This window comes from Actinokineospora sp. NPDC051303, assembly GCF_055586285.1.
In genome coordinates this window covers 56885-71625 of the sequence record NZ_JBVJIN010000013.1, presented here as the reverse complement: position 1 = coordinate 71625, position 14741 = coordinate 56885, and the positions used below count along the sequence as shown (strand labels likewise).

Sequence of the window (14741 nt, the reverse complement as noted above, 5' to 3'; positions counted from 1 at the left end):
AACTACTCCTTTCGAGCCCCCCACCCACGTCCCCCACCCGTGTCGACCACCACCCGCTGTACCCCGGACACCGAGTTATCCACAGGCACGCTTCACCCTCTTCCCCCGCTCTGACCTGCGGCGATAGACTGGAGCGGGGTCAGCCCCCAGGGTGGGTGGGGTTTTGTTGTGGGGCTGTGGGGCGGCGCAAGCAGTCGTTGCGGGGTTCGGTTGGAGCGGTCGGCTGTCTTTGTTGGGCCCGCTCGCGAACGAGCAACGCCCACCCGGATGCTCGATGGGACCAAACAGCGAACCGAACCCGAGTACCTGCCAGGCCGAACCGAGGCTCGCCAGGTGCTCGATGGGGTGGAGTGGTTTCTTCGGGGGAGAAGGAAGATCGCTAAGCTGGCTGCGCGTGTGAGGCCGAAGGCATCCCATCCATCTTTCACACGGCGATCTTCCTTCATAGGGGCCCCGAAGAAACCACTCCACCCCATCGAGCAGACAACGCCAAGAAAGCTCACGAATACATCGAAAACCAAATAGCCACATAATGACACACAGCCGCCAAAACAGTAGCGGCATGAAAAAACTCATGATGCCCAAAAACCCCAGGCCAAGGATTAGGCCATTTGGTGGCATAAAACACCGCGCCAACCGTATAGAACAATCCCCCAGTCAGCAGCAGCACCAACGCCGCCACCCCAGCGTTCGCCAACAGCTGAGGCAGCACAAACACCGCCACCCAGCCCAGAGCGATATAGATCGGCGTCCCCAACCATCGCGGCGCGTGCGGCCACAGCAGCTTCAACGCCACCCCAGCAAGCGCCCCACCCCACACCACGCCGAGCACGATGTACCCGGTCGGCTGATCCATGGCGAGCAGGGAAAACGGCGTATAAGTGCCCGCGATGAACAAAAAGATCATCGAATGGTCGAGTCGCTTCATCCACGTTCGCGCCCGTTCCGTGACCCACCACCGCCGGTGATAAAGCGCGCTCACGCCGAACAGCCCGAGCACGGTCACCCCGTACACCGCGGTAGCCAGCGCGGCGGTAGCCGACACCGTCAGCGCCAATGCGAACAATGTCGTCCCCGTAATCAGGGACACGAAGAAGGACCACAAGTGGATGACGCCGCGCATTCGCGGCTTCGTGGAACCGGCGGACGCCCCGGTCATGGTCGCGGCAGGCACGCCACCGAGGCTACGACAATGGACAGGTCGCGGCCGGACGGCTGTGACCCGGGTCGCATGTTAACTCCAGCCGACGACCTCGCGGTGCTCCACGGCCAGGCAGCGGTCCACCACCACGGCCAGCCCGGCGTCGGACGCGAGCCGGGCCGCGCGTTCATCGATCACGCCCAGTTGCAGCCACAGCGCCCCGGCACCCACCGCAACGGCTTCCGTCGCGACCGCCAAGGCGTGTTCGGGCCGCCGGAAGACGTCCACGATGTCGATGTGCTCGCGCACGTCGGCGAGCGAGGCGTACGCGGGCAGGCCCTCCCACTCCGTCAGCCCCGGGTTGACGGGGAACACGGTCAGGCCGCTCGCCCGCAGGTAGCGCGCGACGCCGTGGCTGGGGCGGGTCGGGTCGGCGCTGAGGCCGACGACGGCGACCGTGCGGGATTCGCGGACCAGGCGTTCGATGACGTCGAGGTCCTGCCATATCGGATCGATGCCGGTTCGGTGCACGTCCCCAGTGTGCGCCTGTTCCGGGGGCGGCGGCGTACCCTCGTTGGCCGTGAGTCTTCGCAGGCGCGTAGCCGACGTCGTTTATGGCCTCTACGAGAAGCGACTGCTCCACCAGGCGGGCGGCCAAACACCCCGGCATGTGGGTGTGATGCTCGACGGCAACCGCCGGTGGGCGCGGGAAGCCGGGTTCGCCGACGTCAACGACGGGCACCGGGTGGGCGCGCGGCGCATCGCCGACCTGCTCGGCTGGTGCGACGCGGTCGGGGTCGAGGTGGTGACCCTGTGGTTGCTGTCCACCGACAACCTCAACCGCGACGAGGCCGAGCTGGCGCCGCTGCTGGAGATCATCGGCGACGTCGTGGACGAGCTCGCCGAGCCGGAGGCGCCGTGGCGGCTGCGGATCATCGGCGCCCTCGACATCCTGCCCGCCGACACCGCGTCCCGGCTCTCGGCGGCGGCGGGCCGGGCGGCGGGCCGCACCGGGATGCAGGTGAACATCGCGGTCGGCTACGGCGGCAGGCGCGAGATCGCCGACGCCGTGCGCAAGCTGCTGCAGCAGCACGCCGAGGCGGGCACCACCATCGAGGAACTGGCCGAGGTCCTCGACGTCGATCACATCGCCGAGCACCTCTACACCTCCGGGCAGCCCGACCCGGACCTGGTCATCCGCACCTCCGGCGAGCAGCGGCTGTCCGGGTTCCTGCTCTGGCAGTCCGCGCACTCGGAGTTCCACTTCTGCGAGGCGTACTGGCCGGACTTCCGGCGCACCGACTTCCTGCGCGCCCTGCGGGCGTACGGCATCCGGCACCGCCGCTTCGGCTCCTAGGGCCTGTCTCGCAGTACCGGCACACGCCAGCCGCGCCGGTACTGCGATACAGGCCCTAAGTCACCGTTCGGACACGAACGGCTGATGCCGCTGGTCACGCGGCGTGGTATGTGGACGGTCGGGTCACACGTGGCGGCGACATGACGCGGTGATGACGAATCCGAAAATCACCTGTGTGGCTGCCTGCCGTTTGTCAGACCACGCAGGTAGCTTGCGAAGTGTCGGGCCGTGTCCAAGGCGGTCCGGCCCGGGAGGCCCTGGTCGTGAGCATGACGATCGCGAGGGGGCCGGCACCCGGCCCTCGTGGGACGCGAGGTGGACGTCGGTAGCCCCGGCGCCCGCCTTCAGCGACCAACCAGGGCCTGGTGCCCGGCCCACCGAGGAGCGGATGCGGTGCCGCGTCCGCAAGGGAGTTGCCGTGACCGCTTCGCGTTCGTCCAGGCGCACTGCCGGCCTTTCCTCAGGCTCGACCAGCACCGCATCTCAGGAGGCCGACCCAGCCAGGCGCACCTACGTCCTCGACACCTCCGTCCTGCTGTCGGACCCCTGGGCGCTGACCAGGTTCGCCGAGCACTCGGTGGTGATCCCGCTGGTCGTGGTCAGCGAGCTGGAGGGCAAGCGACACCACCCCGAACTGGGCTGGTTCGCCCGGGAGACGCTGCGGCTGCTCGATGACCTCCGGCTCGCCCACGGCAGGCTCGACAAGCCGATCCCCATCGGCGACCACGGCGGCACCCTGCACATCGAGCTCAACCACTCCGACCCGTCAGTCCTCCCGGCTGGGTTCCGCACCGACGGCAACGACGCCCGCATCCTCGCCTGCGCGCTGAACCTCGCCGCCGAGGACCTCGCGGTCACCCTGGTCACCAAGGACATCCCGCTGCGGGTCAAAGCGGGCGCCGTCGGCCTGGACGCCGACGAGTACCGAGCGGGCGAGGTCGCCCCATCCGGCTGGACCGGCATCACCGACCTCGACGTCCCCCAGGCCGCCGTCGACGCCCTGTTCAGCGCCGACGACAGCACCATCGACCTGGCCGACTTCGGTGTCGACGGCCCACTGGACCTGCCCTGCAACACCGGCCTGCGCCTGCTCGCCGGTTCCAGCAGCGCCCTGGGCCGGGTCACCGCCGACAAGCAGGTCAGGCTCGTCCGCGGCGACCGAGAGGCCTTCGGCCTGCACGGCCGCTCGGCTGAGCAGCGCATCGCCCTCGACCTCCTGCTGGACCCCGAGGTCGGCATCGTCTCCCTGGGCGGCCGGGCGGGCACCGGCAAGTCGGCCCTGGCCCTGTGCGCTGGCCTGGAGGCGGTCATGGAACGCGGTCTGCACCGCCGCGTGATCGTCTTCCGCCCCATGTACGCGGTCGGCGGCCAGGACCTGGGCTACCTACCGGGCTCCGAGAGCGAGAAGATGCAACCTTGGGCCCAAGCGGTGTTCGACACCCTGGGTGCCCTAGTCAGCAAGCCCGTGATCGATGAGGTCCTGGACCGAGGAATGCTGGAAGTCCTCCCCCTGACCCACATCCGCGGCCGCTCCCTGCACGACAGCTTCGTGATCGTGGACGAGGCCCAGTCCCTGGAGCGCAACGTCCTGCTGACGGTCCTCTCCCGCCTGGGCTCCGGCTCCCGAGTGGTCCTAACCCACGACGTCGCCCAACGAGACAACCTCCGAGTAGGCCGCTACGACGGCGTGGCAGCGGTGATCGAAAAACTCAAGGGCCACCCCCTTTTCGCCCACGTCACCCTCACCCGCTCGGAGCGCTCCCCGATCGCGGCCCTGGTGACCGAAATGCTGGAGGACCACACCCCCTGACCCGGCAGCCGGGCTGGCGGCCCCCAGCCACCAGCCCGGCCCCAGGTCCACACCAGGCCATCCGGGCGGCCCATCCGGCAGGGCTGTCACTGCCGCAGGAACTCACGCTCCTACCAGCAGGAACTCGACCCTGCCAGGTGCTCGATGGGGTGGAGTGGTTTCTTCGGGGGAGAAGGAAGATCGCTAAGCTGGCTGCGCGTGTGAGGCCGTAGGCTTCCCACCCGTCTTTCACACGGCGATCTTCCTTCGTAGGGGCCCCGGAGAAACCACTCCACCCCATCGAGCAGACAACACGAAGAGCGCAGCAGCTCAGTCGAGAGCCCGCCGCAAGAACCCCTTAATCCCGATCCCCCCAAACACAAGCCCCGCCGCAACGAGAACCACCAAACTCACCCAGACCGGAATATGCGGCACCTGCGGCGCCACCTCAGCCCGCATCGCCTCACTGAAATACGTCAACGGGTTCAGCGCGCACACAACCTGAAACCACCGCAGATGCTCCAACCCCACCCAGGGAAACTGCGTGGAGCCAGTGAACATGATCGGCATCAGAATCACCGCGAACATGATGTTGATCCGCCGCGGCGGCACCGAAGTCCCGATAGTCATCCCGATAGCGGCTCCGACCAGCGAGCCCAAGACGATGATCAGCCCCACCGGCAGCCATGTAGACGCAGGCCAGTGCACGTCATCGAGGATCAGGAAGCCGATCGGGATCATCACCACCGCCGCGACGATGCCGCGAAGGGCACCGAAGAGCATTTTCTCCACCGCGACCCAGGAGATCGGCATCGGTGCGAGCAGGCGGTCCTCGATCTCGCGGGTCCAGGAGAAGTCGAGGATCAGCGGCATGGTGGTGTTCTGCAGCGCGCCGAGGAAGCCGTTGAGGGCGACGATGCCGGGCAGCAGGATCGCCGCGTAGTCGGCGCCGACGTAGCCGAGGCTGGTCAGGACCTTGCCGAAGATGAACAGGGTGAAGAACGGCTGCACGAGCACCTGCGCCAGGAACGACGGCAGTTCCCGCCCGGTGACGAACACGTCGCGCCACAGGACCGAGTTGAACGTGCGCACGGCGGTGGTCATCGCAGCTCCCGGCCGGTCAGGTGGATGAAGACGTCTTCCAGGCTGGGCGTGCCGATGGACAGGTCGGTGACCTCGCAGGCGGTGTCGCCGAGGACGCGCAGCACGGCGGGCAGGATCACGGCGGGCTCCAGCCCGGTGTAGAGCCGGAACTGGCCGCCCGTCGTGTCCGCCGCGGACGGCCCAGGCGGCGGTCCGGATGGCTCGCCTGCGGCGATCCGCTCGACTCGCTCCACGCCGCCGATCCCGGTCAGGGCCTGCTCGACCACGGCGGCGTCGGTTCCGCCCAGGTTCACCGAGACGCCGACCGTGGTGCTGCCGGGCAGGCCCTTGGTCAGCGCGGCGGGGGTGTCGAGGGCGAGCAGCCTGCCGTGGTCCACGATGCCGACGCGGTCGCACAGCTTCGCGGCCTCGTCCATGTCGTGGGTGGTCAGCACGACGGTGACGCCCTCGTCGCGCAGGTCCTTGACGCGGTCGTGGACGAACAGGCGGGCCTGCGGGTCAAGGCCGGTGGACGGCTCGTCGAGGAACATGACCTTCGGCCGGTGCATCAGCGCGCGGGCGATCATGACCCGCTGCGCCTGGCCGCCGGAGACGAGGTCGATCCGGTCCTTGGCGCGGTCGGCCAGGCCCATCCGGTCGAGGATCTCGTCGGCGAGTGCGTTGCGCTCCGCGCGGCCGACCCCGTGGTAGGCGGCGTGGAACAGCAGGTTCTGCCGGATGTTCAGCGACCGGTCGAGGTTGTTGCGCTGCGGCACCACGGCGAGCGCCTGCCGGGCTCTCGTCGCGTCCCTCACCACGTCGACGCCGTGCACCAGAGCGGTTCCCGACGTCGGCAGCACCCGCGTCGTCAGCACCCCGATGGTGGTCGTCTTGCCCGCGCCGTTGGGCCCGAGCAGGCCGAACACCTCGCCGGACTCGACGGTGAAGCTCAGGCCGTCGACCGCGGGTTTGGGGTTCTTCTTGTACAGCTTGACAAGGTCCGTGACCTCGACTGCTCTCACGACGCAACCATATGCGCGTCGTCAACGGTTTTCACCCGAAACTCACCAACCGCTGGGCAACGGCCGCCCTTCGGCGAACCCGGCGGCCGACTGCACGCCGACGACGGCCCGCTCGTGGAACTCGGCCAGGTCACGCGCGCCCGCGTAGGTGCACGCCGACCGCACGCCGGAGCAGATCGCGTCCAACAGGTCCTCCACCCCCGGCGCGAGCGGGTCGAGCCGCATCCGCGACGACGAGATGCCCTCCTCGAACAGCGCCTTGCGGGCCCGGTCGAACCCGCTGTCGGCGCGGGTGCGCGCGGTGACGGCCCGTTTGGACGCCATGCCGAACGACTCCTTGTACGGCCTGCCCTGCTCGTCGCGCTGCAGGTCGCCGGGGGACTCGTAGGTGCCCGCGAACCACGACCCGACCATCACGCTCGCCGCGCCAGCCGCCAACGCCAGCGCCACGTCCCGCGGATGCCGCACACCGCCGTCCGCCCACACGTGTTTGCCTAGCTCTCGGGCTTGTTCGGCGCACTCGGCCACGGCGGAGAACTGCGGCCTGCCGACGCCGGTCATCATCCGGGTCGTGCACATCGCGCCCGGCCCTACGCCGACCTTCACCACGTCCGCGCCCGCCTCGACCAGGTCGCGCACCCCGTCGGGGGTCACCACGTTGCCCGCCACCACCGGCACCAGCGGGTCTACCGACCGCACCGCGCGCAGGGCGGCGAGCATCTTCTCCTGGTGCCCGTGCGCGGTGTCCACGACCAGCGTGTCCACCCCGGATTTCAACAGCGCCGCCGCCTTCGCCGCGACGTCCCCGTTGACCCCGACCGCCGCGGCCACCCGCAACCGGCCGTCCGCGTCGAGCGCCGGGGTGTAGATCCCCGCTCGCAGCGCCCCGACCTCGGTCAACACCCCGGCGAGCCGCCCATCGGCGTCGACCGCCAGCGCGATCTTCGCCGACCGCCCGTGCACCGCGTCGAACACAGCCCTTGGCGGGGTGTCCACCGGAAGCGTGACGATCTCCGGGTCAGCCACCTCACTCAACCGAGTGAACCGGTCCACTCCGAGACACGCCGCCTCGTTCACCACCCCGGTCGGCCGCCCGTCCGCGTCGACCACCACGACCGCGCCGTGCGCCCGCTTGGGCAACAGGTTCATCGCGTCGGCCACCGCGTCGCCCCCGGTGAGCACCAGCGGCGTGTCCCACACGGTGTGCCGGGACTTCACCCAGCCCACGATGCCCCCGACCACCTCGGGGTCCACATCCTGCGGCAACACCACCAGCCCACCGCGGCGGGCCACGGTCTCGGCCATCCGCCGCCCCGCCACGGCGGTCATATTGGCCACGACCACCGGGATCGTGGCGCCAGTTCCGTCCAATGTGGACAAATCAACATCGAACCGACTCTCAACGGCCGACCTCCCCGGCATCAGGAAGACGTCGTCGTAGGTGAGATCGTGGTCCGGCTGCCCGTGGTAGAAGCGCACCGATTCACCGTACGGCCTCACCCCTGCCCCGGCGAGCCCCCGAAGCCCCTACCGCGCCTGGGCGTTGTGGCCGTTCACCAATGCCCCAATCGGGTGGAAGGCGTCACGTTGTCCACAGATTCCCTACCCCAATCGTGTTTCGACAGGCGAGTTATCCACAGTTTTCGCGACCCTCTTTCTCGCCCTGACCTGCGCCGATAGGATGGAACAGGGCTCGACCCCAGGGGGTGTCCCTATGTGGTTGTCAAGCCGCGACTAGGGCGGAACAGTCTTGGGGTGCCGGTAGTTAGGTCTTGTTGCGGAGCATCGCGGACAGGACGTCGCAGCGGCGCCGGGCCAGGCAGATCAGTGCGGCGTTGTGTTTCTTGCCCTCGGCTCTCTTTCGGTCGTAGTGGGCCTTGCTGGTGGGGTCGGCCAGCGCGGCGAACGCGGCCAGGTAGAACGCTCGTTTGAGTTTGCGGTTGCCGGTGCGGGCGGGGTGTTCGTCCTTGGTCGAGGAGCCGGAGCCGGGGGTGACCGGGGCGATGCCAGCGTATGCGGCCTGGTGAGCGGAGGACTTGGATGCTGGGGCGTCGCCGATTTCGAGCAGGGTGCGGGCGGCGGTCCTGACTCCGGTGCCGGGCATCGAGGTCCGGACCGGCGGCAAGAGGGTGCGTATCGAGGATTTCCTCGACCTCGGTGGTGACTTGTTCGCGTTGCGCCAGAACGGTTTTCAGGCTGTCGGCGAGTCGGGGCGGCACGGTGTCGGCCAGGGCGTCGTCGCCGACGTCGACTGGGCGCGGTGTGTGGGGCAGCGAGCGGGCGGCGTCGGCGATGACGAACGCGTCCCGGGCGTCGGTCTTCGCTCGGCCCGGGTAGAGGTCGGCGATACGGTGCATGGCTGGCCCGGGCAGGTAGGCCACCTGGTGACCGGCCGCACGGGCCACGGCGATCGGCAACGCCCTGATTGTGGCGGGTTGATCGACCACCACCAGCAGCGGCCCGTGCGTGGCGAGCTTGTCGAGCAACGCTCGCAGCTTCGGTTCGCTGTTGGGCGTCTGCGTGTCGTGCAGCCGTTTGCCTGCGGGGTCCAGGTCGACGGCGTGGTGCTCGCCCTTGCGGACATTCAGGCCGAGGAACACCTGGTAACCGCTGGTCATCTGTCATGCCGGAAGGGGTCAGGGCGGTGTCTTGCCGGTGCGGGAAGCGGGGCGGCTCAGCGGCCGGGCAGGAGCGCGCGGACGGTGTCGATGGTGTCGGCGTCGGCGGGGGCCTTGTCGGGGCGGTAGCGCACGACGCGGGCGAAGCGGAGGGCCACGCCGCCGGGGTAGCGGGTGCTGACCTGGACGCCGTCCAGGGCGATCTCGACCACGATCTCGGGTCGCAAGTAGACGGTCCAGTTGTCGCGGTGCGACTCGTGTTTCAGGAACTCTTCGGTCTGCCAGCGGAGCAGGGTGTCGGTGAGGCCCTTGAACGTCTTGCCGACCATGACCGGTGGGCCGCCGTCGGGGTCGCGGGCGCCCAGGTGCAGGTTGGACAGGACGCCGGTGCGCCGTCCGTGGCCCCATTCGGCACCGAGGACCACCAGGTCGAGGGTGTGCACGGGTTTGACCTTCTGCCACGCCTTCCCCCGCCTGCCCGCTTGATACGGCGCATCGAGGTCCTTGACCATCACGCCTTCGTGGCCAGCGGCTAAGGCGGCGGCGGTCAGGTCTTCCGCCTCGGCGACGGTGGGGTCGACCAGGCCGGGGATCACGTGGTCGCCGACGGCGCGGCGCAGCGCGGCGGCGCGGGCGCGCAGCGGCGCGTCGATCAGGTCATCGCCGTCCAAGTGGAGGCAGTCGAAGAAGTAGGGGCGCAGCAGCAGCGCCTTCACCTGCTCCTCGACCGTGCTGCCGAAGCGGCTCATCGTCTCCTGGAACGGCCGCGGCCTGCCCTCGTCGGTCAGCGCCAGCGTCTCGCCGTCGAGCACTGTCGACCGGCACGGCAATCCGCGCACGACCTCGACCAGTTCCGGGACGCTGCCGGTGATCTCGCGCAGGGTCCTGGTGAACACCCGCACGTCGTCGCCGCGTTTGTGGACCTGGATGCGCGCGCCGTCCATCTTGTACTCCACCAGGCACGGCCGCAGCTCAGCCACCGCCTCCGCCAGCGACGCCCCGGGCGCGGCCAGCATCGGGCGGACTGGTCTGCCCAGCTCCAGCCGGACCGCGGCCAACGCCTCCGCCCCGCCGCTCAGCGCCGCCGCGGCCGTCTCGGGCAGCCGCCCGGACAGCATGAAGGCCCGCCGCACACCTTCCCCGGGCACCCCGCTCGCCCTGGCCACCGCGTCGAGCATCACCCCCTCCAACGCCCCCTGCCGCAGCTCGCCGGTCAGCAGCGCCCGCAGGAACCGCTGCTCATCGGCGGTCGCGGCGGCGAACAACTCGCCCAGCACCGCCGCCCGCCGCCCCGCCGACCCCTTGCCCGCCGACCCCGCCACGTCCCCCAGCGCGCGGTCGACGTCGCCGACCGTCAGCGTCGCCGCCGCGGCAGGCTCCGGTGCCAACGCGACGATCGTCCGCCACCCCGCCCCGATCCGCCCCTGCCTCGGCGCGCCCGCGAGGAACGAGACCACCGCCTCGGTCTCCGCGGCCCCCTCCGCCCGCCGTAGCAGCGTCGCCAGGGCGGCCACCTTCGCCAGCCGTGACCGGGTCTCCCCGACCTCGGCCGAGACCGCGACCACCTCCGCGAACGTCAGCACCGCCCCATCGTGCCCCTGACCACCGACAATCGCCGGAGACGCGGTGTCGGCTCCGTGTTCACCGGGGCCAAGACTTCATGAACAACAGGGGGATTCCCGGCCAACTTATGGCTCTCTGACTACAGTTTCCGTGTGATCGCGTCATCAGCGGCCCGTCTATCCCGATGCCTCTTATGTCTCCTCATCCCCACACGGAAGTGGACGTGATGACCCCTTCGCGCCGCCGGGCACTGTCCCTGGCCGCCGCCGCCGTTGTCGCGCTGCTAGTGATCGTGGTGATCCGGCAGTGCGCGCCGACCGACGCCGATGGCGGCAAGAACGTCGCCACCTCCAGCGACTGCGTCGAGTTCCTGGTGTTCAGCTCCGACGAGAAGGCCCCGATCCTCGCGGCGCTGGCCGAGGGCGTCGCCACCTCCGGGCGCGGCATCGGCGACGGCCGCTGCGTGCGACCCCGGGTCGAGGTCCGGCAGACCAGTGACGTGGTGCGGCTGCTTCGCCGGGGCGCTGATCAACAGTGGGACGAGGCGGTGGACGGGCCGCGGCCGGACGTGTTCACGCCGTCGTCCAGTGTGTGGTTGCAGCGGCTGCGCTACGACCGCGCCAACGGGGTCGCCAACCCGATCCAGGTGCCGCAGGACGTCCCGTCGGTCACCTCGACGCCGTTGGTGATCGCCATGCCGGAGCCGGTGGCCAACGCTCTCGGGGTCGCCAACGGCGGTCTCGGGTGGAAGGACCTGCTCGCGCTGGCCCGCGATCCGCAGGGCTGGGCCGCGCGCGGGAAACCGGAATGGGGGCGGTTCACCCTCGGTAAGACGAACCCGAGAGAGTCGACCACGGGGCTCAACGCGACTATCTCGTTGGTGTCAGCCGTGCTTAACGGCGCGCCTCTTACCGCGGAGACCCTGCTGGACCCGCGCGTCCGTGCCGACGTGGCCGCCGTCGAGGCGGCGGCGGTGCACTACGGCGAGACGTCGTCGGGGTTCGTGAACAACCTCTACGAGGCGGACCGGCGGGGCGACGCGTCGGGCTACATCAACGCCGTCGTGCTGGAGGAGTTCGTCGTCCGCCGCTACAACCAGGGGCACCTCGTCGGGTCCGGCGATCCCCGCACACCGCCGCAGACGAAGCTGGTGCCGGTCTTGCCCGAAGAGGGCACAACGCTGCACGACAACCCTTACCTGGTGCTGCCCTGGGCTGACCCCGCCAAACAAGAGGCCGCCCGAGTGTTCCTGGACTACGTCACCGAGCCCGCCCAGCAGCAGCGGTTCATCGACGCCGGGTTCCGCGCCGCCCAGGACCGCGAGGGTTACCGGCCGGTGGCGACCCCGGAGGAACCCGCGATGCAGGCCGTGCGCGATCTCTGGGAGGACGTGCGCAAACGGGCCAACGTGCTGTTCGTCGTGGACGTGTCGGGCAGCATGAGCGAGCGGGTCAGCGCAGAGAACACCCGGATGTCGCTGGCGAAGGCGGCCGCCAAGCGGATCAGCGACCCCGCGCTGCTGGCCGACGACGACCAGGTCGGACTGTGGGAGTTCAGCGGCGCGCGGCCGGGGGAGAGCACGCCGTGGCGCACGCTGGTGCCGATCGGGCCGGTGGGGCAGCGGCGGCCCGCGCTCACCGCGGCGGTCGACGCGATGGCCCCGGACAGCACCACCGGGCTGTATGTCACGGTCCGGGACGCGGTGGAGTCGCTGCGGGCCGGATACGACCCGTCGCGGATCAACGCCGTGGTCGTGCTCAGTGACGGGGCGAACGAATACCGGGAGTCCTCTTATTCGCTTGAGCAGCTCTTAGCCGACATCGCGCCAGCGCCGCGCCGCCCCACTATTCCGGTCTTCGCTGTCGCGTACAGCGCCAGTTCCGACAAGTCTGTCTTGGAACGCATAGCCACCGCTTCCACGGGCGCGGTCTACGACTCGACCGACCCCACGGCCATCACCCAGGTGGTCGAGTCCGTGCTGTCGAACTTCTGATCTGGCGGTGACGGCAGACTGACCGCATGACTTCCCGCTTACGGGCAGAACTGACTGACGGCTGGGTCTTACTGCTCTCGGCCACTGTCGGCGGCTTGGCGTGGTCGCTTACCGAAGACGTGCTTCCGACCGCGGCGGCGGTGAGCGCCGGGGTCGGCGTCGGGGCGCTGTTCTGCGGTGTCACGGTCGCGGTCAGGTTGGCAGGCGGGGCCGAAAAGCCCGCCGTGCGTTCGTCCGAGCTTGTCCACTTGGACGGCCTGCTTGTTCGCTGCCGGTCCGCCGCCGCGGTCTTGCGGGCGGAGTCGAAGCGCGACCCCCGGTACGCGAAACCGGCGACGCTGGCCGAGAGCGTTGTCCGCTTGGCGGAGAGGATCGGCCGACGGCTCGCCGTGATCGAGCGGAAGGTCGACGCTGTCGACCTGGCCGCGCTGCGCGACGAGCGGGAGCGGCTGGCTCCGCTTGCCGAAGACGACCCGGCGGCGGCGGACCGGCTGCGGAAAGTCGAGGCCCGGCTCGCGAAGCCGCTGGAATACCAGGCGCTGCGCGACCTGCATCTGGACACCATGGAGTTCATCACGAAGGCACTGACCCGGGTCACCGCGGGCGTCGGCCGGTTTCCCGGCGGCGACCCCGACGCGCTGGCCGCCGCGCTCGACTCCGCCCGCGCCGCGCTCCACGACGCCCGCGACGCTATCGGCGACCTGTTTAACGGCTTGTCCGACCGCTGAAGACGGCGGCGATCTCGCTTACCGCGGCGCGGAGACGGTCGGGGGACAGGGACGCGTAACCGACGACCAGGCCAGGGAACGGCGGCTCGGTAAGCGAGTAGCCGGAAAGCGCGGGCGCGTTCACCCCCCGCTCGGCGAGCGCGGCCTGCACCGCGGTGTCGTCTGAGCCGTCCGGCAGCCGCAAGACTAGGTGCAGGCCCGCCGCGACGCCGTGCGCCTGCCAGTCGGGCAGTTCGGCGGCGACAGCGGCCACCAGGGCGTCGCGTCTGCGGCGGTAAAGCTGTCTGCTGCGGCGCAGGTGCCGGTCGTAGCCGCCGGTGCGCAGCAGGTGGGCCAGGGCGGCTTGCGGCAAGGGCGAGCAGCCCAAGTCCGACAGCCGTTTGCGGTCGACCGCCGGATCGCGTAGAGCGGCAGGCACAACCATCCACCCCAGCCGGATAGCGGGCGCCAGGACCTTGCTAACGCTGCCCAGGTAAACAACCCGGTCGCGGTCGAGCACCTGTGTCGTGCCGACCGCGGGCCGGTCGTAGCGGTGCTCGGCGTCGTAGTCGTCCTCCAGCACGTACCCGTCGCGCTCCCGCGCCCAGGCGACCAGCGCGCGGCGGCGCTGCGGGCTGAGCACCACGCCGAGCGGGAACTGGTGCGCCGAGGTGACCAGCACGGCCCGGCAGCCCGTGCGCGGCAACCGGTCCACCCGCAGCCCGGCGTCGTCCACCGGCACCGGGACCGGGCGCAACCCGTGCGCCGCCAGCATCTCCACCGCCCCCGGGTGCGTCGGGTCCTCGACCGCGATCGTCCGGTGCCCCGCTTTCCGCAGCACCGCCGCGATCAGCGACTGGCTTTCCGCGACGCCGTGAGTGATCAGCACATCCGCCGCGTCGACAGCCCTAACCCGCCCCAGGTAAGCGGCCAGCTCCGACCGCAACGCGGGCAGCCCGGCCGGGTCGGGGTAACCCAACTCGTCGTCGGAGAGCGCGGCCAGGCCCGCGCGGCTTGCCGCCTGCCACTCGGCGCGCGGGAAAGCGCTCAACGCGGGCACACCCGGCCGCAGGTCGTACCGCCACCGCCGGGTCTCGATCGGCGGTGGCGCGGGCGCCGCCGACCCGGCGGGCGCGGCGGCCACCGTCGTGCCGGACCCGTGCCGCGCGCGCAGATACCCTTCCGCGGTCAGTTGCGCGTAGCTCGCCGTGACCGTGCCGCGCGCCATGCCGAGCTGCCCGGCCAGATCCCGGCTCGACGGCAGCCGTGTCCCGTTGGGCAGCCTGCCTTCCCGGATCGCCGTCCGCAGCGCCGATTCCAGCGCCTTCCCCCGCCTGCCTCTGGGGGCCTGGGCCAGGTCGGGGATCAGGAGTTCACGGAACGCGGACCAGTCGGTCATGAACGCAGACCCTACTTCCGCCGCGCCGGTAAGAAGTGGACCATTTCGCGAAGCAAGAAGTGGAACTTA

General features: G+C 70.0%; 11 protein-coding genes and 1 pseudogene. 4 read left to right on the top strand and 8 right to left on the bottom strand.

Going from position 1 to position 14741, the window contains the following annotated elements:
• Positions 1-499 precede the first annotated feature (499 nt).
• The gene (gene trhA, locus ACZ6SD_RS12910) at positions 500-1159 is read right to left on the bottom strand and encodes a PAQR family membrane homeostasis protein TrhA (protein WP_465317172.1); all 660 of its coding nucleotides are present in this window, start codon (positions 1157-1159) and stop codon (positions 500-502) included.
• Positions 1160-1234: 75 nt separating this feature from the next.
• Entirely contained in the window at positions 1235-1672 is a 438-nt protein-coding gene (locus ACZ6SD_RS12905; protein ID WP_465317107.1) for a CoA-binding protein, read from the bottom strand.
• A gap of 49 nt (positions 1673-1721) precedes the next feature.
• Here ACZ6SD_RS12905 and ACZ6SD_RS12900 point away from each other — a divergent pair, with 49 nt between their 5' ends.
• Positions 1722-2498, top strand: coding sequence for an isoprenyl transferase (locus tag ACZ6SD_RS12900; protein ID WP_465317106.1), 777 nt, complete (start codon positions 1722-1724; stop codon positions 2496-2498).
• Positions 2499-2916: 418 nt separating this feature from the next.
• On the top strand, positions 2917-4308 hold the full coding sequence (locus ACZ6SD_RS12895; RefSeq protein WP_465317105.1) for a PhoH family protein: 1392 nt from the start codon (positions 2917-2919) through the stop codon (positions 4306-4308).
• Positions 4309-4617: 309 nt separating this feature from the next.
• On the opposite strand, the gene ACZ6SD_RS12890 is transcribed toward ACZ6SD_RS12895, so the two are convergent.
• From ACZ6SD_RS12890 to ACZ6SD_RS12870, 5 genes and pseudogenes are all read right to left on the bottom strand, one after another.
• Positions 4618-5391, bottom strand: coding sequence for an ABC transporter permease (locus ACZ6SD_RS12890; protein WP_465317104.1), 774 nt, complete (start codon positions 5389-5391; stop codon positions 4618-4620).
• Positions 5388-6392: an ABC transporter ATP-binding protein gene (locus tag ACZ6SD_RS12885; RefSeq protein WP_465317103.1), complete on the bottom strand. Its 1005-nt coding sequence runs from the start codon at positions 6390-6392 to the stop codon at positions 5388-5390. Before ACZ6SD_RS12885 ends, ACZ6SD_RS12890 begins: the two co-directional genes overlap by 4 nt.
• A 42-nt stretch (positions 6393-6434) precedes the next feature.
• A complete protein-coding gene (locus ACZ6SD_RS12880; RefSeq protein ID WP_465317102.1) occupies positions 6435-7871 on the bottom strand; it encodes a GuaB1 family IMP dehydrogenase-related protein in 1437 nt (478 codons plus the stop codon).
• 286 nt (positions 7872-8157) lie between these two features.
• Positions 8158-9010: pseudogene (locus ACZ6SD_RS12875) on the bottom strand (IS110 family transposase).
• 56 nt (positions 9011-9066) lie between these two features.
• Positions 9067-10590, bottom strand: coding sequence for an ATP-dependent DNA ligase (locus ACZ6SD_RS12870; RefSeq protein WP_465317171.1), 1524 nt, complete (start codon positions 10588-10590; stop codon positions 9067-9069).
• A 209-nt stretch (positions 10591-10799) separates the two neighbouring features.
• On the opposite strand from ACZ6SD_RS12870, the gene ACZ6SD_RS12865 reads away from it, so the two are divergent.
• Together ACZ6SD_RS12865 and ACZ6SD_RS12860 are read left to right on the top strand one after the other, a co-directional pair.
• Positions 10800-12566 (top strand): substrate-binding domain-containing protein, encoded by a 1767-nt coding sequence (locus ACZ6SD_RS12865; protein ID WP_465317101.1) that lies wholly within the window; start codon positions 10800-10802, stop codon positions 12564-12566.
• Between the two features lie 26 nt (positions 12567-12592).
• Positions 12593-13294 carry a hypothetical protein gene (locus ACZ6SD_RS12860; protein ID WP_465317100.1) on the top strand — a complete coding sequence of 234 codons (702 nt, stop codon included), beginning with the start codon at positions 12593-12595 and terminating at the stop codon, positions 13292-13294.
• On the opposite strand, the gene pdxR is transcribed toward ACZ6SD_RS12860, so the two are convergent.
• Positions 13272-14672 carry a MocR-like pyridoxine biosynthesis transcription factor PdxR gene (pdxR, locus tag ACZ6SD_RS12855; protein WP_465317099.1) on the bottom strand — a complete coding sequence of 467 codons (1401 nt, stop codon included), beginning with the start codon at positions 14670-14672 and terminating at the stop codon, positions 13272-13274. The two genes, ACZ6SD_RS12860 and pdxR, sit on opposite strands and share 23 nt — an antisense overlap.
• Positions 14673-14741 lie beyond the last annotated feature (69 nt).

Coding starts and splice junctions, on each gene's coding strand:
- trhA (WP_465317172.1), bottom strand. CDS start 1,159: ATGACCGGGGCGTCCGCCGGTTCCACGAAGCCGCGAATGCGCGGCGTC.
- ACZ6SD_RS12890 (WP_465317104.1), bottom strand. CDS start 5,391: ATGACCACCGCCGTGCGCACGTTCAACTCGGTCCTGTGGCGCGACGTG.
- ACZ6SD_RS12865 (WP_465317101.1), top strand. CDS start 10,800: ATGACCCCTTCGCGCCGCCGGGCACTGTCCCTGGCCGCCGCCGCCGTT.
- ACZ6SD_RS12860 (WP_465317100.1), top strand. CDS start 12,593: ATGACTTCCCGCTTACGGGCAGAACTGACTGACGGCTGGGTCTTACTG.
- pdxR (WP_465317099.1), bottom strand. CDS start 14,672: ATGACCGACTGGTCCGCGTTCCGTGAACTCCTGATCCCCGACCTGGCC.